The 21,398-nt window shown below is 51.3% G+C and carries 17 protein-coding genes; 10 read left to right on the top strand and 7 right to left on the bottom strand.

Annotated elements, in window-relative coordinates; all coding sequences use genetic code 11:
- Window position 1 precedes the first annotated feature (1 nt).
- The 6 genes from QEH59_RS07360 to QEH59_RS07385 form a co-directional block, all read right to left on the bottom strand.
- Entirely contained in the window at window positions 2-712 is a 711-nt protein-coding gene (locus QEH59_RS07360) for a M48 family metallopeptidase (RefSeq protein WP_308984721.1), read from the bottom strand.
- A gap of 24 nt (window positions 713-736) precedes the next feature.
- The gene (locus tag QEH59_RS07365) at window positions 737-1,390 is read right to left on the bottom strand and encodes a MazG family protein (RefSeq protein ID WP_308984722.1); all 654 of its coding nucleotides are present in this window, start codon (window positions 1,388-1,390) and stop codon (window positions 737-739) included.
- Between the two features lie 34 nt (window positions 1,391-1,424).
- Window positions 1,425-1,775, bottom strand: coding sequence for an arsenate reductase family protein (locus QEH59_RS07370; RefSeq protein ID WP_308984723.1), 351 nt, complete (start codon window positions 1,773-1,775; stop codon window positions 1,425-1,427).
- 24 nt (window positions 1,776-1,799) lie between these two features.
- Window positions 1,800-2,270, bottom strand: a complete 471-nt coding sequence (locus QEH59_RS07375) for a hypothetical protein (protein WP_308984724.1) — start codon at window positions 2,268-2,270, stop codon at window positions 1,800-1,802.
- Window positions 2,271-2,461: 191 nt separating this feature from the next.
- Window positions 2,462-2,632 (bottom strand): 50S ribosomal protein L33, encoded by a 171-nt coding sequence (rpmG, locus tag QEH59_RS07380; RefSeq protein ID WP_154000792.1) that lies wholly within the window; start codon window positions 2,630-2,632, stop codon window positions 2,462-2,464.
- A gap of 103 nt (window positions 2,633-2,735) precedes the next feature.
- The gene (locus QEH59_RS07385) at window positions 2,736-3,671 is read right to left on the bottom strand and encodes a UDP-glucuronic acid decarboxylase family protein (protein ID WP_308984725.1); all 936 of its coding nucleotides are present in this window, start codon (window positions 3,669-3,671) and stop codon (window positions 2,736-2,738) included.
- Window positions 3,672-3,844: 173 nt separating this feature from the next.
- Here QEH59_RS07385 and QEH59_RS07390 point away from each other — a divergent pair, with 173 nt between their 5' ends.
- The 8 genes from QEH59_RS07390 (at window position 3,845) to QEH59_RS07425 (ending at window position 17,288) form a co-directional block, all read left to right on the top strand.
- Complete coding sequence (locus QEH59_RS07390) at window positions 3,845-6,175, top strand: ATP-dependent DNA helicase (RefSeq protein ID WP_308984726.1); 2,331 nt, start codon at window positions 3,845-3,847, stop codon at window positions 6,173-6,175.
- A 185-nt stretch (window positions 6,176-6,360) separates the two neighbouring features.
- Complete coding sequence (locus tag QEH59_RS07395; RefSeq protein WP_308984727.1) at window positions 6,361-6,843, top strand: AP2 domain-containing protein; 483 nt, start codon at window positions 6,361-6,363, stop codon at window positions 6,841-6,843.
- A gap of 216 nt (window positions 6,844-7,059) precedes the next feature.
- Entirely contained in the window at window positions 7,060-9,978 is a 2,919-nt protein-coding gene (locus QEH59_RS07400; protein WP_308984728.1) for an FAD-binding and (Fe-S)-binding domain-containing protein, read from the top strand.
- A gap of 14 nt (window positions 9,979-9,992) precedes the next feature.
- Complete coding sequence (locus tag QEH59_RS07405) at window positions 9,993-10,943, top strand: acetylxylan esterase (protein WP_308984729.1); 951 nt, start codon at window positions 9,993-9,995, stop codon at window positions 10,941-10,943.
- 9 nt (window positions 10,944-10,952) lie between these two features.
- Window positions 10,953-14,837, top strand: a complete 3,885-nt coding sequence (gene hrpA, locus QEH59_RS07410; RefSeq protein WP_308984730.1) for an ATP-dependent RNA helicase HrpA — start codon at window positions 10,953-10,955, stop codon at window positions 14,835-14,837.
- 85 nt (window positions 14,838-14,922) lie between these two features.
- Complete coding sequence (locus QEH59_RS07415; protein WP_308984731.1) at window positions 14,923-15,906, top strand: COX15/CtaA family protein; 984 nt, start codon at window positions 14,923-14,925, stop codon at window positions 15,904-15,906.
- A gap of 25 nt (window positions 15,907-15,931) precedes the next feature.
- The gene (cyoE, locus tag QEH59_RS07420) at window positions 15,932-16,849 is read left to right on the top strand and encodes a heme o synthase (RefSeq protein WP_308984732.1); all 918 of its coding nucleotides are present in this window, start codon (window positions 15,932-15,934) and stop codon (window positions 16,847-16,849) included.
- Between the two features lie 7 nt (window positions 16,850-16,856).
- Window positions 16,857-17,288, top strand: coding sequence for a DUF420 domain-containing protein (locus QEH59_RS07425; protein WP_308984733.1), 432 nt, complete (start codon window positions 16,857-16,859; stop codon window positions 17,286-17,288).
- 29 nt (window positions 17,289-17,317) lie between these two features.
- On the opposite strand, the gene QEH59_RS07430 is transcribed toward QEH59_RS07425, so the two are convergent.
- A complete protein-coding gene (locus QEH59_RS07430) occupies window positions 17,318-17,839 on the bottom strand; it encodes a plastocyanin/azurin family copper-binding protein (protein WP_308984734.1) in 522 nt (173 codons plus the stop codon).
- A 226-nt stretch (window positions 17,840-18,065) separates the two neighbouring features.
- Here QEH59_RS07430 and QEH59_RS07435 point away from each other — a divergent pair, with 226 nt between their 5' ends.
- Window positions 18,066-19,391: a cytochrome c oxidase subunit II gene (locus QEH59_RS07435; RefSeq protein ID WP_308984735.1), complete on the top strand. Its 1,326-nt coding sequence runs from the start codon at window positions 18,066-18,068 to the stop codon at window positions 19,389-19,391.
- Between the two features lie 9 nt (window positions 19,392-19,400).
- On the top strand, window positions 19,401-21,392 hold the full coding sequence (ctaD, locus tag QEH59_RS07440; protein ID WP_308984736.1) for a cytochrome c oxidase subunit I: 1,992 nt from the start codon (window positions 19,401-19,403) through the stop codon (window positions 21,390-21,392).
- The last annotated feature ends 6 nt before the right edge of the window (window positions 21,393-21,398 follow it).

Here is a 21,398-nt window from a genome sequence, read left to right on the forward strand (position 1 = left end):
CTTAAGCGCGCGCGACCCGCATCAATTCAGCGGCACAGGCATCTAGCTCCGCTTCATGTCGAACTCGTTGCGGATCATACAGATCTAACAAAGCCCAGAAATTCGGACCGTGATTCATTTCACTAAGATGCGCCAACTCATGCAGAATTACATAGTCTTGTAAGGACGGTGTTAAAAGTATCAGCCGCCAGTTAAGCGATATCCCCCGGCGGGCCGAGCAAGACCCCCAACGGCTGGCTTGATCCCGCACAGACAACGTAGTGTAGTTCAGTCCAAGCCGCTTGGCATGATACGCGACTCGACAGGTCAGTGCATCTTTGGCGAAACGACGTATCAACTGTCGTATTGCAGTCTCATGAATCACCGGCAGACGCAGAACTAAGACCGCCCCCTGCTGCTCAAAACAATAATTTGGCTGCCTACACTCACGATCTTCAATACGCAGGGCGAAGACATCTCCACTGGCCGAAATCCGCGGATGTCGCTGAAACCAACTGCTCAACGAGCACAAAGCCGGCAACTGAGCCAACTGTGCATCCAGCCAAGTTCTGTGCTGCTCAATGAATTGAACCACTGCCCGCTGACTGACATGCCAGGGCACGGAGGCCACGACCTGGTTTTGCTGCCCTAAACTCAGTCGCAAGCGACGCGTCCCCTTACGACGACGTATTTCAACCGGCACACAATGGCCACTCGCATTCACAAAATTCATAGTGAATCACAAACCTTCCGAGCTCTAAATCTGCTCTAATGTGTCCACCACCTCTTGCGTATAGCGACGCAGGGCTGACTCTGGGTCAATCCCACGTCCACGGCAGGCGGCCGCAATTTCAAATAATTGCTTCCCAAGCTGAGCTGCATCCAAATCTTCGGCTGTGCGTGCGATAGCCACTTCATCAATGACCCCGCCAGCCGGCATCGCTTGTTTCTGAATCTGCTTGTACACATCCTTTGCAAACATCAATGCTGGCAGCTGCTGGGGCAGATCTTTAAATTTCCCCTGCTGAGCCGGCCCACGCTTACGCTCACCCGCTTTAATTTGATCCCATTGCACCAAAACCGCTTCAGAGGAATTCAAATCTCCCTGGCCAAACACATGCGGGTGACGTCGCACTAATTTAGCATCCACTTCACGGCAAACACTCTCAAAATCAAAATGCCCAGCCTCTTGAGCCATTTGAGCGTGCATCACCACCTGCAGTAAAACATCGCCCAACTCTTCTTCCATGTGGTCCATATCCAAACGATCAATCGTCTGCAACAACTCACAGCACTCATCAATCAAACATTCAGCAATGGATTGATGGTCTTGCTCAATATCCCACGGACACCCGGTTTCGGGCTCACGCAAGGCAGCGACCGTTTTAATTAAATCTTCTATGGCACTCATCATCTTTAATTTATATAATTCGCAACAAACCACGCTAGAGCAGCGTATCAGCCCAAACTGCCTCCTTAAAACCGACTAAACCATAGCCCTCACCGATAAGAAATGGGCGCTTCACTAGATTGCCACGCTGACTAAGAATCTCAATTGCCTCAGCCGTCGCCATTGTAGGCAGTTTATCCTTCATATTCAACTCGCGATAATCACCTCCCGCAGTGTTGAATAATTTACGTAAATCATCGGCTTGATACCCTAGCATTTGCTCCAGTTCTGCCCGAGTGGGCGGCGTCTCACGTATCGGCAATTCTTCGCAAGCAATCTCTTGAGCCTTCAACCACTGAATCGCTTTTTTGCAAGTGCCACAGTTTTTATATGTGTAAATTTTCATAGCACCCAGAGGATGGATACAGAATCACTCCACCGTCAAGACCTGCCCGACTGAACCATTTGGCAAACGAAAAGTATCCCCCGCCTTGCGCCCCAGTAAGCGTCCAGCCAAAGGAGACTGCGCGGTAATCACGGTCACCTCATACGAATCCATCGAAATCGTTTGCCCCCCCGCAGTGCCTGCAAAGAAGAAGTGCTCAACAGACTCTCCCAGATCACAGCTAAAGAGTGCGCCAAAGGCAATTTGAGTATTTGGCTTCAGGAGATCCTCCCGCTCGGACTGGAGTTCCTCAATCGCATCTGCCCACTGACGCGCCTGCGAAGCCTGGCCAGCGGCCAGATACGATGCCTCTAGCCCCTGCGTATCCCACTGTGACTCAGCACGTGATTCTTCATTCGTCGCATACTCGGCTGCATCTTTAGAAGCATTGACAGCGTGAAGCGCTTCTTCGCGAAGCGTAGCGAGCAGACATTGAAAAAATTTAGCTTTATTCATGGGTAGAGGAAACGGGTACAGCAGCCTTGAGATTCAGCCACAATAAACAATTCTATTCAATCCGAATATCGCTAGGCTAATTTTCCATTCAGCTCCCAGCTCCCAAGTCGCCGGGCGCACACAAAAAAACCCGCCTTTACAGGCGGGTTGTATTCAAGGCATGTGATACGCCCCCATAAAAAGTAATTGAATTACCCTTTAATTTCGCGGTGCAAAGTGTGGCGACGAAGAAACTTATTATACTTCTTCTTTTCGACACGGTCAGGCTGCTGCTTCTTGTCACGTGTGGACATATAGCGTGAAACAGGTTTCCCCTCGGCGCGGGCTTCGGTGCATTCTAAGATGATGTGCTCTCTGGGCATGGCTAAACTTTTGTTGATGGTTTTGGAAAAAGCAGCGGAAAGTAGGTGCTTCTCTCCACGAAGCAACCCTTTTTTCCAGCTATTTCACGCAAATAATCAGCCGCTACTCTGCTGAGAGTAGTTGATCAAAGTATTCGATAGTCGGTTTGAGGCCATCCTCAAGCGAATACTTCGGCTCCCAGCCCAGCACTTTGCGAGCCTGCGTAATATCTGGCTGTCGCTGTTTTGGGTCGTCCGATGGCAGCGCTTCGTGGATAATTTTAGACTGACTTCCAGTCATTTGAATCACCTTCTCAGCAAGTTCCAGGATAGTGAACTCCCCGGGGTTTCCCATATTGATCGGGCCAATTGCCTCGTCCTGGTTCATCAGTTTCACAAAACCATCAATCAGATCATCACAGTAACAAAATGAGCGCGTCTGCTGACCAGCTCCATATACTGTAATGTCACGCCCCTGCAAAGCTTGCACGATAAAATTCGAGACCACCCGACCATCGTCGGGACACATATTGGGCCCATAAGTGTTAAAGATACGAACAATACGGACATCCACCCCATTCTGACGATGGTAATCCATAAAGAGCGTTTCTGCGCAACGCTTGCCCTCGTCATAACAGGAACGGATACCGATGGGGTTAACATTCCCCCAGTAGCCTTCGGTTTGAGGATGTACAGAGGGGTCGCCATAGACTTCAGAAGTCGATGCCTGAAAGACACGCGCATTAACACGCTTGCCCAAGCCCAGACAGTTTATGGCCCCCATCACAGAGGTCTTGATCGTCTTAATCGCATTATACTGATAATGAACGGGCGAAGCCGGACAGGCCAAATTATAAATTTGATCACACTCGACCTTAAAGGGATCGGTCACATCATGACGAATCAGCTCGAAATCTGAATGATCCATTAAAGGAAGTATATTGCGCTTACGTCCGGTAAAGAAATTATCCATACAAATAACTTCGTGGCCTTCATTCAGTAGGCGCTGCGATAAATGACTACCAAGGAATCCGGCACCGCCGGTAATGAGTATACGCATAAAATTTAAAACAGGTTGTGATTTATAAAAAAAGCGACAGTAGTCCAAAGCCGCAATATGAAAACCCCAAAGTCAACTCAGTGTAAAGTCCTGCACTTTACTGTGGTTGCTCCTACTCTCCACAACGGCAAATACAGTCACCGCAACTACAAACAACCCAACTCAAGCAATTAATGCAGATCGATCCAATGCAACGGAGCGTGCGATTGAGCGTGCGTGAATTAGCCGTATTTCGCAATCAACCGGAATCACGTGGACATGGCCACAGCCCTTGGCGCGCAACGGTCGGGCAACAATGGCACAAAAGCGCAGAGGCACTCACACATGCGGACAATGCAAAGGCACGCTTCGAAGTCACAGTCAGCGCTGACTGGCGACAACGCGATTGGCTCTTCCAGCTCACTGGTCGCATCGACCAACTGATCCCCACGGCCGATGGCTGGCACATCAGAGAAGTCAAAACGATCCGCAGTGCCCTACCAGCCTCCGATGAGCAACTGATTAAAAACTATCCAGAGTATTTTGCTCAAGCCGCTATTTATTTAGCCATGCTGCAAGTACTGCCCGATTACAGCGAACAAGCAATCACAGCCGAGGTTCAATTCATCAATATTGAAAATGGAGCGCAACAGTCAGTTCCATTACAGGCCCAAGAGAATCGACTATTCGTTCACCAGTTAGAACAAATACTGCCCTTTTTAGACGAACGCCGTAGCAGTCTTCAGCGCCTGCGAAATTCACAAATCACATCTGCGTTTACCACACTGCGTCCGGGGCAAGCGAAACTTTTTACCACCCTGCATGAGGCCGCACTACAAGCACGTGTGGTACTGACTCAGGCTCCCACTGGCTTTGGCAAAACCGGAATAATCTTACAACATGCCCTCCAACACATGCAGGATGGCCTCTATGATCGTTGCATCTACTTAAGCAGCAAATCCACAGGGCAACTAGAAACGATTCGACAGCTAAAACAAATGATCGGCCATGGAATACGTTTCATTCAAATGCGTAATCGTAGTGAGCATCAGATCGATAGCGAACGACATCGTTGCTCCGGTGACGAGCCTTGCAATGCCGAAATAGACACAATCTGGCAGGATGCCGAAATCAATTTCGCAGAGTTATTTCAAGATGGCACGCTCACACTAGCACGCGCTAAAGAAATTGGCTCTGAGACAGGTATCTGTCCCTACACATTAACTAAAGCCTGTCTCCCCTTCGCTGAAATTTGGATCGGTGACAGCAATTATGTATTTTCCCCCAAGAGCCAGTCTGTGTTCCTACAGACATTGAGTTTCGATCCAGCGCGCACTCTATTAATCGTCGATGAAGCCCATAATCTCCCTGATCGCACTGCAGACAGTCTCAGTATCGAACTCAGTAGCGCCGACCTATTGTTTGCCATTGAGGAACTTCGAGCACACGGCGCGCCACGACGCCTAATCGCCACTGCAAATGAACTCTGTCGCTGGCTCGACAGCTTAAACCCGCAACAAGCACTCTCCGGCAATCAGCTTTACATGGGGCAGGACCTCTGCGAGGACTTCACCCAACAGCTCAAGCTAAGTAGTTTCGACTACCAAGCCACCGCGTCATTTGCCATTCAACTGATCTGGTCGATCCCCAAGCTGGCCGACAGTTTCACAACTCCCGGCAATCAATTTCTTCATTGGGCCCCACGAGCAGCCACCTTGTGTGCCACCTGCCTAAATGCCAGCGACTGGATCGCTGAGTGCCTTCGCCCTTTTGGAGGCACTGTAATGATGTCAGCCACGCTTGCTCCTTTCGATCACTTTCGCTTAAGCTGTGGCTTAGCAACCGCATCAGTGACAATCGCTCAGGCAGATGCCCCCTGGCGTGACGGCGCCTATGATGTCGCAATCGACTGCCGCGTGGATACTCGCCTACGCACGCGTGAACGCTATTACGAAACCACCGCTCGCACCATTGCGCAACTATGCCATCATCATGCAGGAGAAGCCATAGTCGTATTCTTCGCCTCCTACCAGTACGCCATCAATGTACAAGCCTATCTCGAAGCACTGGCACCAGAGTTGCGTGCACAGCGACAACCACGCGGTGGCGACCTTTCGCAACAATCCACATTTATAGACGAGTGCCTATTAACCGCCGACGCCTTATTTCTGATTTTAGGCAGCAGCTTCGCAGAAGGAATCGATCAACTCGGCGGGCGTGTGCGTCAAATTATGATAGTCGGCCCTGCTCTACCAGAGGTGAACCTCATTCAGAAAACCCGTATCGAACACTATGAAGGGTACTCGCGGGAGGATGCCTTTCGCGACATATACATACGCCCTGCCATGCGCCGCATTCATCAGGCACTAGGCCGCATTGTTCGCGCTCCAGGCCAATCTGCCCGTGTATTACTGCACTGTAAACGTTTTGCAGAAACTGCTTATTTGAATGAATTGGCCCCAGAATATCATAGTGAACACATGATAAAGAGCGATGAAGCCCTCTTGAAATGGTTAGAATCCTAAATTAGGCAATAAGCCTAATTTAAGCGCGAAGAACTAACTCTCTGGTAAAACTGCAAACAGTGATTTGCAAAAAGTGAATTTGTTTGTAATTGTGAATTCACTAAGTAAATTAAACCGTTGGAAACCATTCCATCGACAGTTGGTTTAGTTTTCTTACACACACACACACACATAAAATAAATATAATGGCACGTTCAAAAGCAAACAAAGGAATCAGTCGTATCGACTCTGGTTCCACTCATGGTTGGTTCGTTCGCGGATACCGCAACGGAAAAACTTACTCAAAACTGTTCAGTGATCGCAAATGCGGTGGCAAAGGCAAGGCTCAGAAACTGGCAAAGACCTATCGTGATGAACTCAATGAAGAGTTAGAATCGATTCCCAAAAAGCCACGTCAACGCCGCATCGTGGTCTCCGATTCACGCAACACCACTGGTGAACTAGGCGTTTCGCGCACGACGAAGGTCGGGCCCAACGGCACTAAACACGAATGCTACTCCGTTAGCTGGCGCCCGGAACCAGGTGTTCAAAAATGCACCTCTTTTTCAATCAAGAAATACGGCGAAAAGAAAGCCTTCAAACTCGCCGTCGAGCACCGTCGTAACATGATGCGTGAAATCCACGGTCCAAATTTCTACCGTCAATTGAGCAAGCGTAAACAAGCGTAGATTAGCTCACGCAAACGCTTGATTTTAATTCAGCGCAACCTACATAGGTTGCGCTTTTTTTTTTGCAGAACAAACAAGCGAATAATCAAGGCTCAGCTTCACGCACCTGTGCAATACCCTGGATTTGATCTATTCGCAACAGTGCAGCTAGCAAAATTTTATCATGTTTGAGTATGGATTATTACTAAATATTCATGTGTAACGTCTGCATAGAATATGAAATCAACTGAACATTTTACCTTCGGATACCATACGGATCACATTTTACGTACACTATTTTCGACAGACGCATCCGAATACCAAGAATTGCCCCATGCGGTCGCCTTCCCTGAAACAGGCGAACACATACGTCAGCTAATTCAATACGCACGCAAGAATAAGCTTAGCTTGATACCGCGCACTGCAGGTACCTCACTGGCAGGCCAAGTAGTCGGCTCCGGCATTGTCGTAGACGCAGGCAAACACTTAAACGCAATCCTTGAAATCGACCCGGTTGCCCGCACCGCACGGGTGCAACCAGGCGTTGTGCGCAATGAGCTCAACCACGCCTTACTGCCACACGGCCTGCTATTCGGACCAGAAACCTCCACCGCCAATCGTGCCATGATCGGTGGCATGGTGGGCAATAATTCCTGCGGCTCGAACTCGCTGGCTTACGGCTCGACGCGTGAACACTTGCTCGCCGCCAGTGGCTATCTTAGCGATGGCTCCTGGGTGACCTTCAAAGCTATTGATCGCGCCACATTTGAAAGCAAATGCCAAGGCGATAGCTTGGAAGCCTCCATTTACCGCAAATGCCGCGATCTACTCAGCGTCCCGCAACGACGTGCGCAAATTACAGAAAATTTCCCCAAACGCAGCATCCCACGTCGCAACACTGGCTACGCACTGGACTTGCTAATGGACGCCGATGTCTTCGATCCAAGCTCCGACAAGCCTTTCAACCTCTGCAAACTAATCGCCGGCTCGGAAGGCACGCTCTTCTTCGGAACCGAATTTTTAATCGACTGCAATCCCCTGCCCCCCAAACACAGTGCGCTCATTTGCGCTCATTTCGAGAATGTCGACCAAGCGCTGCGCTCCGTCATGCCCGCGCTCAACCACACACCTTTCGGCGTCGAATTAATCGATCGTCACATCCTCGAAGCCACCAAGCGCAATCGAGAACAGCTCAAGAACCGCTTCTTCGTGGAAGGCGACCCGGGGGCGATTTTGGTCGTCGACCTCCGCCGTGAAAGCGCCGCCGAACTGGATCTGGTGGTCGCACAGGTCATCGCCGACATTAAAGCCACAGGCAAGGGCTATGCATTTCCGGTGCTCACTGGTGCCGATGAGGCCAAGGTCTGGGAGCTGCGCCGGGCAGGTCAGGGCCTCGTCAGTAACATCCCCGGCGACGCCAAACCACGCGAAGTTTGTGAAGATACCGCCGTCGATGTATCTCAACTGGCAGATTACATCGCAGAGTTCGACACATTGATGAAAACGAAGCATGGCCGCGACTGCGTTTACTACGCGCACGCGGGTTCGGGCGAATTACACACACGTCCACTCTTCAATTTAAAAACAACCGAGGGCTTGAAAACCTTCCGCAGCGTCGCCGAAGACGTCGCCGCACTGGTCAAGAAGTATCAAGGCTCACTCAGCGGTGAGCACGGTGACGGGCGCCTGCGCGGCGAATTTATCCCCTTCATGGTTGGCCAAGAATGCTACGCGATGATGAAAGAGATCAAGGCCACCTTCGACCCTGATAATATCTTCAATCCTGGCAAAATCGTCGATGCCAAGCCAATGGATGTCGACCTGCGCTATGGCCCGGACAAGCCAAATCCGGAATACGAAACCATATTCGATTTTTCCAGTAGTCAGGGCGTCTTGCGCGCAGCCGAAAACTGCAATGGCTCCGGAGACTGCCGTAAAGGCTTTCTCGCTGGTGGCACGATGTGCCCCAGCTACATGGCCACCGGCAACGAAAAAGAAACCACCCGCGCCCGTGCCAATATACTGCGACATGCACTGACACATCCGGACAACCCGCTCAAACCATTTGATAATGCCGCCGCCAAAGAGGTGCTCGATCTCTGCCTTTCGTGCAAAGGCTGTAAGTCGGAGTGCCCCTCCAATGTCGATATTGCAAAGCTCAAAGCCGAATTCTCACAGCATTACTACGATGCCCATGGCGTGCCACTGCGCACCAAAATGATTGCAAACTACAGCCAGTCCAGTCGCCTGGCATCGCTGGCACCATGGGCGTGGAATGCCGCTTTCGGCACCACCGGCATTCGTAAAGCTCTCAATCGTATCGTCGGGTTTCACCCTGACCGCACCATTCCTAAACTACACAGCACGACACTGAAAAAGTGGCATAACAAAAAACAAAAAAGCGACAAACCCAACACCGATAAAGTAGTCTATCTATTCTGCGACGAATTTACCAATTACAACGATGTGCCCTTGGGACAAAAAGCAATTCAGCTACTAGAACGTCTAGGCTATACGGTACGTATACCAGAGCACTTGGAAAGCGGCCGCACTTGGCTATCCAAGGGACTCGTGCGTAAAGCTAAAGAAATCGCCAATACCAACGTACAACAACTCGCGCCTCTGATCTCAGAAGACACTCCTCTGATTGGCATCGAGCCCTCAGCCATCCTTTCCTTTCGCGATGAATATATAGATCTAGCCGAAGGCGAACTCAAAACAACTGCTCGCACACTTGCCAGCAATTGCCTGATGTTTGAAGAGTTTATCGTGCGCGAATTTGAAGCAGGACGCATTCGCAGCGATCAATTTCAAGGCAAGCCACAATTAATCAAATTCCACGGCCACTGCTTTCAAAAGTCTTTGGCCTCCGTGGTGCCCACCGTGCGCGCACTGCAAATCCCGACTGGCTATAAAGTCCACATGATCCCCAGCGGTTGCTGTGGTATGGCGGGCTCCTTCGGCTACGAAAAAGAACACTACGAACTCTCGATGAAAATCGGCGAACTGGTGCTCTTCCCCACCATCAGAGAACAAGCCCAGGATGTCCTCATCGCCGCGACAGGCACCTCCTGCCGCCACCAAATTCACGACGGCACCCAACGCACGGCACTTCATCCGGCCGAAATCCTTTTTAACGCACTCAATCAGGTGTAACTTAGTATAAACGAATGATCACACACGATTTCCCATTCGATCCCACTTACGGCTATACACTCGATGATTTACTCGCCGTCACCGCGCCCGCCGAGCCCGCCGACTTTCAAAGTTTCTGGCAAGACAAGTATGCGAAAGCACGCCAAATACCGCTCAACATTGATCGCAGAGAAATCGAGAGCCCGGATGCGGCCTTTCAGCTCTATCGAGTGAGCTACGACTCTTGGGATGGCGTACGTATCGGCGCATGGATAACCGTGCCCAAATCAGAGCCAATCGAGAGCGCCACGGTCGTCGGGCACGGCTATGGCGGACGCGACGCACCGGGCTTTGAAGAGCCTATCAAAAATACGGTTTGCATCTACCCTTGCGTACGCGGCTTTCAACTCTCGCCGCATCAGACCTACCCCGGCGATGGCCATAAACACGTCATGGTCGGCATCGAATCCGAAGACTCCTACTCTCACTTGGGCAGTGTGGTCGACTATTGGTTGGCGGCCTCCGTCCTGGAAAGCCTTTACCCCCAGACCTCCGATAAACTCTACTATCTAGGAGGTAGCTTCGGAGGCGGTATCGGCGCACTCATGCTGCCGTGGGATTCACGTTTCAAAAAAGCTTTTTTAGACATTCCCAGTTTCGGAAATCACCCCTTGCGCGTCGAACTGCCCTGTGTCGGCAGTGGAGAATCCGTGCAAAAGCACTTCAAAGAAGGGCACCCCGAAGTGCTTGAAGTGCTCAGCTACTTCGATGCCGCCATCGCAGCCAAGCATATTCAAATACCAGTATTTGTCGCAGCGGCGACCTTCGACCCCGCTGTGCCCCCACCGGGCCAATTCGCCGTTTACAATAGCCTATCGGGCCCCAAAGAGCTTTTTATACGTCAAGCTGCGCACTTCGAATTATCCGGCAACGAGCACGACAACGCCGCCACTCATGCCCGCCTGCTACGCTGGTTTGCTCAATAAATACATTCAATGATCGAAGCGACACTCCCCGTTCCAAGCTATTCCGAAGAGCTTCCCATCCACCTGCGGAGGGAAGAAATCGTGCGTACCATCCGCGAGAATCAAGTCGTCGTCATCGCTGGTGAAACAGGCTCGGGCAAAACCACGCAAATCCCGAAATTCCTATTAGAATGTGGCCTCGGCAAAAAGGGCTATCTCGGTTGCACCCAACCACGCCGCGTGGCAGCACTCTCAGTCGCACAACGGATCGCCGAAGAGCTGGGCGTCCAATATGGCAACCAAGTCGGTGCCAAAATTCGTTTCACTGATCAGACTCAGGCCAACACCGTGATCAAGGTGATGACCGATGGCATCCTGCTCAACGAACTGCAGGACGACCCCATGCTCCGTGCTTACGAAGCCATCGTCATCGACGAAGCGCACGAGCGTAGCCTCAATATCGACTTTATCCTCGGCTGCCTGCGCCAGCTCACCCACACGCGTAAAGATCTCAAGATCATCATCACCTCCGCCACCATCGACACGGCCAGCTTTGCTAAGGCATTTGACGATGCACCCATCATTGAAGTCTCCGGGCGTATGTATCCAGTCGATACATTTTATCGTCCACCAGCCGATAACGACGAAGGCGATTACATCGATGCAGCCACCGATGTCATTACCGAAATCATCGAGCACAACCGCCCAGGCGACATTCTTGTCTTCCTCCCCGGTGAACGCGACATCCACGAACTCCGCCGCCAACTTGAAGACAGTCCCGCGCGCCAGTGTGATTTACTCCCCCTCTTCGGCCGCCTCGCCAATGCCGACCAGCAGCGTATTTTCCACCCCGGCGGGCGGCGCCGCATCATCCTCTCAACCAATATTGCGGAAACCTCACTCACGGTCCCCGGCATTCGCTATGTCGTCGATACAGGTCTGGCGCGCGTCAGTCGCTACAGTCCCCACTCGCGCACTCAACGGCTCCCCATTGAGCCCATCGCACAATCCAGCGCCAATCAACGCCAAGGTCGCTGTGGCCGTGTCAGCAACGGTGTCTGCTACCGCCTCTACGATGAACAGGACTTTTTAGCACGCCCACGCTACACCACTCCCGAGATCCATCGATCCAACCTAGCCTCTGTCATCCTACGCATGATGGCATTTAAACTAGGCGACATTCGTACCTTCCCCTTTATCGATCCACCTGCCGAAAATGCCATTGTCGGTGGCTACCGCTTACTGGCCGAACTCGGCGCGGTTCAAGCAGACGAACGCAATCCCGATCCAGACGCCTACCGCCTGACTAAACTCGGGCGCCGCCTGGCGCAACTCCCAGTCGACCCCACCGTTGCACGCATGCTACTCCAAGCCCAGCGTGAGGGAGCACTGCCCGAAGTGCTCGTCATCGCCTCCGGCCTCTCAATACAAGACCCGCGCGAGCGCCCCGCCGAACTCGCAAAGGAGGCGGACGAGATGCACAAGCAATTCACCCACCCCGAGTCCGACTTTCTCACCCTACTCAACATTTGGAACAGCTACCACGAAAAGTTAGACAGCCTATCACAGAACAAACTCCGCAAATTCTGCAAAAGCCACTTCCTCGCGTACCAACGCATGCGTGAATGGCGCGACATCCACCACCAACTGGAACGAATTCTAAAGGAACGTCCAAGCTCCAAGGCCAAACGGTCCAGCCCGAAGAAACAGCAGGCAAGCACTCAAAATTCACAACTAGGCGTTCTACCTTCGACGTTTTCTCCAAGCGAGTACGCGGCCATCCACCGCTCCATTCTGACGGGCCTACTCAGTAATATTGCCCACAAAGAAGAAGAGCACACTTATCGTGGTCCCCGCAATCGCAAGGCCTTGCTCTTCCCCGGCTCCGCACTATTCGATCACGAAACCGCCAAGAAGCAGCGTAAAGCCGCTTACGCAAAAAAGACAAAGCCCAAGCCCGCCAAGACCAAAGCGCCCGAATGGATCGTCTGCGGCGAATGGATGGAAACCAGCCGCTTGTTTGCCCGCACCGCAGCCAAGATTGAAGTCGATTGGATCGAAGAACTCGCTGGCGACCTCCTCTCAATACGACACTCCGAGCCCTTCTGGAGTAGTAAAGGGGCCGCCGTGCTCAGCAAAGAGCGCCGCATACTCTTCGGGCTGGAGATCCAACGCAATCAGGTCAGCTACAGTCGGATCAACCCCGAGGAAGCCACCGATATTTTCATCCGCAACGGCCTGATTGAAGGTGGCATAAAAGAGCGCCCCAAATTCTTTCAACAGAACGCTCAAGTCCAGCAAGCGGCCGAATCGGAACTCGCACGTCGTCGCAGCGGTTCCACCTTGTGGATCGAGGATCAGCTCTTCGAGTTCTATCGTCAGCGACTCGACGCAGTCGGCTCTTTCGCCGAACTGCGTAGCTACGCCAAGAAACACCATGGCGGCTCACTCGATTTCCTCAAAGCTCACGAAGACGATCTTTTGCCGCCCGATGAGAGCGGCATCGCAACCGAAGACTTTCCACGTGCACTTCGACTTGGTGGCAGCGAAATCCCACTCCAATACCGCAACGAACCCGGCAGTGAAGAGGATGGCGTCACGCTGCGCTTACCACTGGCGCAAGTCGATGCCATTCAACAAGGCACACTCGACTGGGCAGTACCCGGACACTTGGAAGAAAAAATCGAATGTTTACTACGCGCACTCCCCAAGCAAATTCGTATTCGCTTACACCCACTCAAGGAGCGCGCCAGCGAGCTCAAGTCGAAATTGAAGCCCAGTGAGCGCCCACTCACCGAGCAACTCAGCGAATTACTGCGCAGTGCCTACGGCATCGAAACCTACAAAGACCAATGGAGCAAAGCTCAACTCCCCCAACACCTCAAGCCACGTATCCAAATTGAGAATACTAAAGGCGACGCCTTAGCGCAAAGCCGCGATCTCGACAACCTACGCCAGCAACTCAAATCCAAGAGCCAACAGACCGCCGCCGGTAATGGTCTGGACGCAATTCCCGCATGGCAAGCCGCCGCAGCACAGCACGAACGCGAGAATCTGAACACATGGAACTTCGGAAATCCCCCCGAATGCATTGATCTCAGCGGCGAGTCTGGCTTACCACTCAAAGCATATCCAGCCCTCGTCAGCGAGCGCAACCAGATACATCTCAGGCTCTGTCCCGACCGGGATCAAGCACGGCAGCACACCGCAAAAGCATGGCCCGAACTCGCCGAACAAAGTATGGGCCGCGAGATCGCGTGGATACGTCGCGACCTGAAAGAGCTAAAGAAGCTCGGCATTTTACTCATTCAACTCGGTGGCTATGATCGTATCAAAGACCCCGCGTGGGCACATCTACGACGCCACTTATTTAAAACCGAAAACTTATTACCCCTCCGGGAAGCCAACTTTCAAAAGACCTTGCAACATGCCAACCACACATCCAAAGGCATCACACTCAAGCTCACCGATCACCTGCGCGCCATCTTGGAAGCACGCGAGGCTGTGCAATTACTGCTAGAACAAAAGAAGACCAGCCAAGCCATTATCTACCCCGGCATGCGCGCCCACCTGGAGCAAATCGCGCCCGCAAACTTACTGGATCACTACGAGTTCGACGAACTCCAGCATATCGCCCGCTACCTAAAAGCAATGATGCGGCGCGCCCAACGTGCCAAAGAAAGCATCCAACGTGACATCGAAAAATCTCAACGCATTGCCCCCTTTGAAAATAAACTGACCGCATTGGAAACGCTCGCCAAGAAAGCCCAAGCCCCCCTAGTCAAGCCCTACCGAATCTTGCTCGAAGAATTTCGCGTGTCGATCTACGCGCAAGAACTTGGCACCGCTCAGAAAGTCTCTGAGAAACGACTTGAGCAACTCGCTGAAGCGATCACCAAGCAGTTAAAAAGCTAACGGATGTGCGTATCCACTCACTAGAATAGACGGCATAGCTACGCGCTTGATCTATTCAACTGCATCCATAGCATCCCACGTTTCTATGCCCGCCCTCACACACAAACGCTCTCCGGACTACAAACCTTTTTGCTTCCTGTTTTGCATCTTTGCACTCTGTTGGATCACCGCCCTGCTATTTGCAGGTGGTATGACAACAAGCATTAAGGCAGGAATGGCATTTTTGGATTGGCCTCTTTCAAATGGTTCTATCAACCCTGAAGGCTGGAGAACCGAATCTGATAAAATGGCTGAACATAGTCACCGCCTATTAGGCATGAAGATCGGTTTACTTTCGATAGTATTGTTCCTATGGACCTATTTGCGCGAATCGCGAGCTTGGGTACGCACACTCGCACGCGTGCTGGTATTGGTGGTCATTCTACAAGGCGTATTAGGTGGCTCGCGAGTACGCTTCGACCAACTCAACATTATGAGCGAAAACAATTTATTAGCGCAAAGTTTCGCAGTCATGCATGCTTGTGGCGCGATGGTTGTGCTCGGAATATTAGTGGCCCTAACACTCGCGAATACCCGTCGCTGGATTGAAGGCCCCCCGAGCGAGCGCTCTCCCTGCCCTCCTGGCGTTAAACGCTGGGGCATTGCAGCCACTCTGGCGATCTTTCTACAAATACTCGTTGGGGCCATCATGCGCCATGCCGATGCCGGCTTAGCCATACCAAGTTTCCCCATGGCCTCTAGCGGCAGCCTGCTTCCAGCCTACTGGAACTTCGACGTAAGCATTCATTTCGCACATCGAATCGGCGCGTTACTGGTGACCGCAATACTGCTGATTTTTCTCGGTAAAATTTGGGGATCCCCCAGTGCCAAACAAACATTGAGCTATGGAGTACTCCTAGTGAGTGCGATCCTGGGGCTTCAAATATTTCTAGGTGCCCTCACGATTTGGACCGCTAAAAACCCTTATGCAGCCACGACCCATCATTTAGTCGGCGCTTTTCTCCTTGCCAGCACGTGGGCGCTAACTTTTCTAGCACACCACCCGCAACAATCTACCACCCTGCGGTAATTACAGTGCCCCGACTACAAGTACCTTGAGCCTACCAAATACAGATACCAAATCGATAAACTCCGATACGGCGTTTTCTTTACGCTCGAGAGTCAATGGTTACTACGAGCTAACCAAACCTCGCTTGAGTTTTATGTCTGTGATCACAGCTATCATCGGCTACCTATCCGCAGACCCTCAGCGTGACTTTGGAACCTTGGCCAGCCTCCTAATCGGGACCTCACTAGCCGCAGGTGGTGCCGCTGTATTAAATCAATGGCTAGAGCGTGAAGCAGACGCCCAAATGGTACGCACCAAAGATCGCCCGATTCCCTCCGGCCAAATTGCACCCTATAATGCTTTAATGTTCGGAATGGGCTTAAGTATCTTCGGCACCTATCTTCTCTATGCAGGTGCCAACCCACTCGCTGGACTCATCACAGCCGCTACAGTTGCCTCATATGTGCTGCTGTATACACCGCTTAAAAAACTGACAACTTGGAATACACTCATCGGTGCCATTCCCGGCGCGTTGCCCCCACTAATCGGTTGGGCCGCAGCTGAAGGCAAAATATCCACTTTAGGCTGGATTCTCTTTGCCATCTTATTCCTGTGGCAAATGCCCCACTTTTTCGCAATCGCCTGGACCTATCGCAAAGATTATAAACAAGGCGGCTTTATTATGCTCTCAAATACAGACGCAGACGGCACTATAGTCGCACGCCAGGCCTTTGTCTTCGCCGTAGCACTGGTGCTCAGCACCCTCTTGCCAACCTTATTGGGCTATGCAAGTTGGGGCTATGGCTCCATCGCAATTATCGCTGGCTGTTATATTTTACGCCCGGCATGGACGTTCTTAAAAGCAGAGATACGCGATACCGCCGCACGGCGTTTATTTATCGCATCGATTTTTTATCTTCCGGCCTTGCTCATTCCACTCGTTTTAGACCTGTGGTTAATCTAATTAGGCCATGTCATTTACCGAATCCCTCCCGACTTTAAACGCATACTTAAACGGCGCCGCCACCGTGCTGCTGACTGCTGGGTTTATCTGCATAAAAACTGGCCGAGAACAAGCCCATCGCAGATGCATGCTCTCCGCTTTTTCCGTTTCCGTCGTCTTTCTCTTCTTTTATGTGCTACACAAGTGGCTCGTACAAGGAGTCCACACTCCCTTCACCGGTGAAGGCGCTTGGCGCAGCTTCTACTATACAATGCTAGCGACACATATCGCACTTGCTATGCTAATTGTACCGCTAGTGCTAACCACACTCACTTTAGCCATTCGCGGTAAACGTGAAAGCCATAAAGCTTGGGCACGCTGGACGTTCCCGATTTGGTACTACGTTTCAGTCACTGGAGTCCTGGTTTACTGCTTCCTATATGTTTGGTGGCCGGCCTAAAGTGATTCAGGCTGAGCCCATTTGAGATTTCACTCAACTTTCATCACACCACGCATTCCGGCAAACATATGTGCTGGAAAAGAGCAGAGATACTCGTAATCACCGGCTTGCATTGGAACAGTAAATTCTATCGTGTCACTTTCCCCCGGACCTAACAATTTGGTGTGGGCCACGATTTGATCATCGAAACCGACAGGAATATAATCATGATCACGTGCTGCGGCTGCGGCAGTGGCGAAGACGCCTGAGTCAGCATCAGCGCTCAGAAAAACGACATTATGCCCCATTGCTGCTTTAGGCATTTTTCCACGATTATGAAATGTCAACCGAACTTGTCCACCTGCCGGCACAACAAATGATTCCAAATTAAATTTCATACGATCATTCCCAGTCATCTCGACAACAGTGACCCCGTCTACCACCGAAACAGGATTCTCCGGAAGCATTACATCTATTGCCCCTGCTTCGTCAGCATGCGCATGCTCAGTCGACGAATCCCCACAACCAGAGAAAAATAGTGTAATTGCGATGAAGCTAAGTATATATTTCATAAGTTTTGAATCCTAACTGAGAAGGCTGAATCGTCCAGCATGCCAACATGAATTACTGTAGATTTATGTATTCAATCGCAGGCATAAAACCAGCATAAGTAAAACTGATGGTTAAAGTACTATGAAGAAATACTTGTCAGCAAGTATAACCGCGATTAATTCATATCTTTTGGCTATCTTATAGACCAGCTCACTCCTCTCTCTAATCAACGAACGCACCTCACTCGTGAAGACAATTTCAAACGGATTCTACCGTTTCCTCCAGTATTTTAGCGCATTCATCGTCGTCACCGTTTTAGGTGGCTGCAATTTGGACACTCGCATGTCCACCTTTGTTACCAAAGGTCCAATTGCGGAGGAGCAACTCAATTTATTCATGCTCACCGTCTGGGTGACCTTCGCGATTTTCATAATCGTAGGTGGCGTCTTCGTCTATGCGGTCATAAAATTTCGCGAGCGTCCCAATGATGACCGTCCCATGCCCTCCCAAGGGCATGGCAACCCACTGGTTGAGATTGGCCTCATTGGTGCATCAATTTTGCTATTGGCTGTCATTGCCGTGCCCACACTTCAAGCAATCTGGTTCACGCAAGAAACACCGGACGATGTCGAAAGCCGTATGGGGGCTTGGTACAGCGGAGAAGAACTAGCCGAAGAAGAAGCAGAAAACCCTTTAATCATAAAAGTCATCGGCTATCAGTGGTGGTGGGCTTTTGAATACCCTCAACTCGGCATTACAACTGCGAATGAAATGGTCATACCAGCAGGCAAAGTAGTGCATCTCGAACTACGCTCTGTCGACGTCATTCACTCCTTCTGGCTGCCAAGAATCGCCGGTAAAGTCGACCTGATACCGGGTCGCACCAATGCCATGTGGATACAAGCCGGTGATAATTTCGCAAAATGGAAAGAAAAACAAGGCATCGTAGGACCGGACCAGGATAGTCCTGAATTACGCGAAGGTTACGCAAGCTATCTGCAGGAAGAAATTCATAATTATTACTATGGCCAGTGCGCTGAATTCTGCGGTGACTCACATGCTCGCATGCTCTTCCGCGCAACAGTGGTCGGTGATCGTGAGTTCGAAGCCTGGGTCGCCGATGAGAAAATAGGTCATGGCACACCAGACGGACGTAGCTGGGATGAGTGGTATACTGCCTATGAAGAAAACCCGGAACAGTTGACTGGGGATTTAAATGAGGGCCTAAAGCTCTTTATGGGACGCGCCAAGTGTGCCACCTGCCACACTGTCAAGGGGAACCCCAGAGCCGTCGGCGTCGCCGGGCCGAACCTGACCAATGTGGGTGCTCGACTATCAATCGCAGCTGGCTGGCTGAATCACCGCGCCGAAGACGGTGGCATCGATACGGAGCAACAATACGAAAACTTCTTTAACTGGCTCAAAGAAACAGACGTCATCAAACCAGGCAACCTAATGTGGGAAGCCAATGGTGGCGGCATCGGCGAGTTAATCGATGAGCACGGCGAGCCAGCTCTGCTGACCGACGAAGAAATCAACAAGCTTTCACTTTACCTTCAATCTCTCAAGTAGGCCTTTCAGATGAGTCAAACGCAAATCGAAACACCCAGCCCCACCACCACTCAAGCCCAGCCGGCGCATGTGCTGAAACCAGAGCGCAGTCGCCTTGGCCTAATGCGTCCCGATCACAGCAAAAGTGTGTTTATCGACTGGCTCACCACAGTGGACCACAAGAAAATAGGCATCATGTATGGCGCAATTGCGCTCTTCTTCCTGTTTATCGGGGGACTGGAAGCACTGATTATCCGGACCCAATTAATCATTCCGGAAAATGATCTAATCACCGCACAACGCTACAATCAGTTGTTCACGATGCACGGCACCACAATGATTTTCCTTGCGGTGATGCCCTTAAACTCTGCCTTTTTCAACTACCTGATTCCACTCCAGATTGGCGCGCGTGATGTGGCATTCCCACGCATCAACTCGCTGAGCCTGTGGACTTTTGTGGCGGGCGCCTTGGTCATTAATTTTGGATGGTTATTACAAGCACTTGAAATGATGGGGCTATTTGCCGCATCTGGCCCAACAGCAGGAATGACCGATATGGTCCCCGCTGGCGGTTGGTTCGGTTATGCGCCCTTGACCAGCAAAGACTATACAGGTGTCGGCACCGACTTTTGGGTGATGGGACTGCAGATCCTGGGTGTGGCCTCACTGTCCTCGTCGATGAATTTCATTGTCACCATACTCAACATGCGTGCCCCTGGCATGAAAATGATGCGTATGCCCGTCTTTACCTGGATGAGCCTAGTCGTTGCATTCCTCATTATATTTGCCTTTCCAGCAATCACAATCGCGCTGGGGCAGCTAATGTTTGACCGCGTATTTGATACAAATTTCTTTAATGTTGCCGGGGGAGGACAACCGATTTTGTGGCAGCACTTATTTTGGATTTTCGGACATCCGGAAGTTTATATTCTCGTGCTCCCCGCGATGGGCATCATCTCCGAAGTACTGCCGGCATTTTCCAAAAAGCCTCTATTCGGCTATTCCATTGTGGTCTTTTCTGGAGCGGTGATTGGCTTTTTAGGGTTTGCGGTATGGTCCCACCACATGTTCACAACCGGCTTGGGCAAAGTCGCCACTGCTGCCTTTTCTCTATTAACAATGGCAATTGCGGTGCCAACTGGCGTCAAGATTTTCAACTGGGTTGGCACACTCTGGGGTGGTCGCGTGCGTTTTACTGCGCCCATGATCTTCTCACTGGGTTTTGTGTGGATGTTTATGATGGGTGGCTTTTCCGGCATCATGCACGCAGCTGCACCAGCGGATGCTCAACAACAAGATAGTTACTTCGTGATCGCCCACTTTCACTACGTCATCATGGGCGGCATCTTCCTAGCCTTGGTTTCAGGTATTTACTACTGGGTGCCCAAGGTATTCGGAAAGATGTGGAAGGGCACACTCAGTAACTGGGTCGCGGTGTTGATCGTGGTCGGCCTAAACGTCACCTTTTTTCCGATGCACTTCCTCGGGCTGCTGGGAATGCCGCGCCGTACCCACACTTACCTGGAAGGCTTTGGATGGGCTTCTTACAACATGGTCTGCACCATCGGTTCTTATATTCTCGCATTGGGAATTCTACTGCTACTGGTTGACTTAATTCGTTGCCTACGCAGCGGCGAACCAGCTGGTGACGATCCATGGGATGCACGCACCTTGGAATGGGCCACCACTTCCCCACCTCAAGTGTATAACTTCGCCCAAACCCCAGTGATTCCAGCTCGCGATGCACTCTGGGTCCATAAGCACGGCCCTGAGAATAAGAAAATCACTTACGAAGCGGACCATGGGCACGGCATTCACATGCCAAGCAACTCTTGGATGCCCTTGATCGCCTCTGTTGGATTTGTGCCGCTCGGCCTAGGAATGACACTCATGCAAGCGGGAGTGCCTTACATGGGCTACGTCGCAATCTTCGGGTTAATTATGATCACGATCGGCCTGATTCTGTGGGCAATCGAAGGCCCTGGTGGCTACCATCTACATCCCGAACAAGAGAATACCTAAAACACA

Source organism: Thalassobacterium sedimentorum, from assembly GCF_031127905.1.
GTDB lineage: Bacteria > Verrucomicrobiota > Verrucomicrobiia > Opitutales > Coraliomargaritaceae > Thalassobacterium > Thalassobacterium sedimentorum.

Coding starts and splice junctions, on each gene's coding strand:
- QEH59_RS07390 (WP_308984726.1), top strand. CDS start 3,845: ATGCAGATCGATCCAATGCAACGGAGCGTGCGATTGAGCGTGCGTGAA.
- ctaD (WP_308984736.1), top strand. CDS start 19,401: ATGAGTCAAACGCAAATCGAAACACCCAGCCCCACCACCACTCAAGCC.
- QEH59_RS07395 (WP_308984727.1), top strand. CDS start 6,361: ATGGCACGTTCAAAAGCAAACAAAGGAATCAGTCGTATCGACTCTGGT.
- QEH59_RS07415 (WP_308984731.1), top strand. CDS start 14,923: ATGCCCGCCCTCACACACAAACGCTCTCCGGACTACAAACCTTTTTGC.
- QEH59_RS07370 (WP_308984723.1), bottom strand. CDS start 1,775: ATGAAAATTTACACATATAAAAACTGTGGCACTTGCAAAAAAGCGATT.
- rpmG (WP_154000792.1), bottom strand. CDS start 2,632: ATGCCCAGAGAGCACATCATCTTAGAATGCACCGAAGCCCGCGCCGAG.
- QEH59_RS07360 (WP_308984721.1), bottom strand. CDS start 712: ATGAATTTTGTGAATGCGAGTGGCCATTGTGTGCCGGTTGAAATACGT.
- QEH59_RS07365 (WP_308984722.1), bottom strand. CDS start 1,390: ATGAGTGCCATAGAAGATTTAATTAAAACGGTCGCTGCCTTGCGTGAG.
- QEH59_RS07400 (WP_308984728.1), top strand. CDS start 7,060: ATGAAATCAACTGAACATTTTACCTTCGGATACCATACGGATCACATT.
- QEH59_RS07425 (WP_308984733.1), top strand. CDS start 16,857: ATGTCATTTACCGAATCCCTCCCGACTTTAAACGCATACTTAAACGGC.
- hrpA (WP_308984730.1), top strand. CDS start 10,953: ATGATCGAAGCGACACTCCCCGTTCCAAGCTATTCCGAAGAGCTTCCC.
- QEH59_RS07385 (WP_308984725.1), bottom strand. CDS start 3,671: ATGCGTATACTCATTACCGGCGGTGCCGGATTCCTTGGTAGTCATTTA.
- QEH59_RS07405 (WP_308984729.1), top strand. CDS start 9,993: ATGATCACACACGATTTCCCATTCGATCCCACTTACGGCTATACACTC.
- QEH59_RS07375 (WP_308984724.1), bottom strand. CDS start 2,270: ATGAATAAAGCTAAATTTTTTCAATGTCTGCTCGCTACGCTTCGCGAA.
- QEH59_RS07430 (WP_308984734.1), bottom strand. CDS start 17,839: ATGAAATATATACTTAGCTTCATCGCAATTACACTATTTTTCTCTGGT.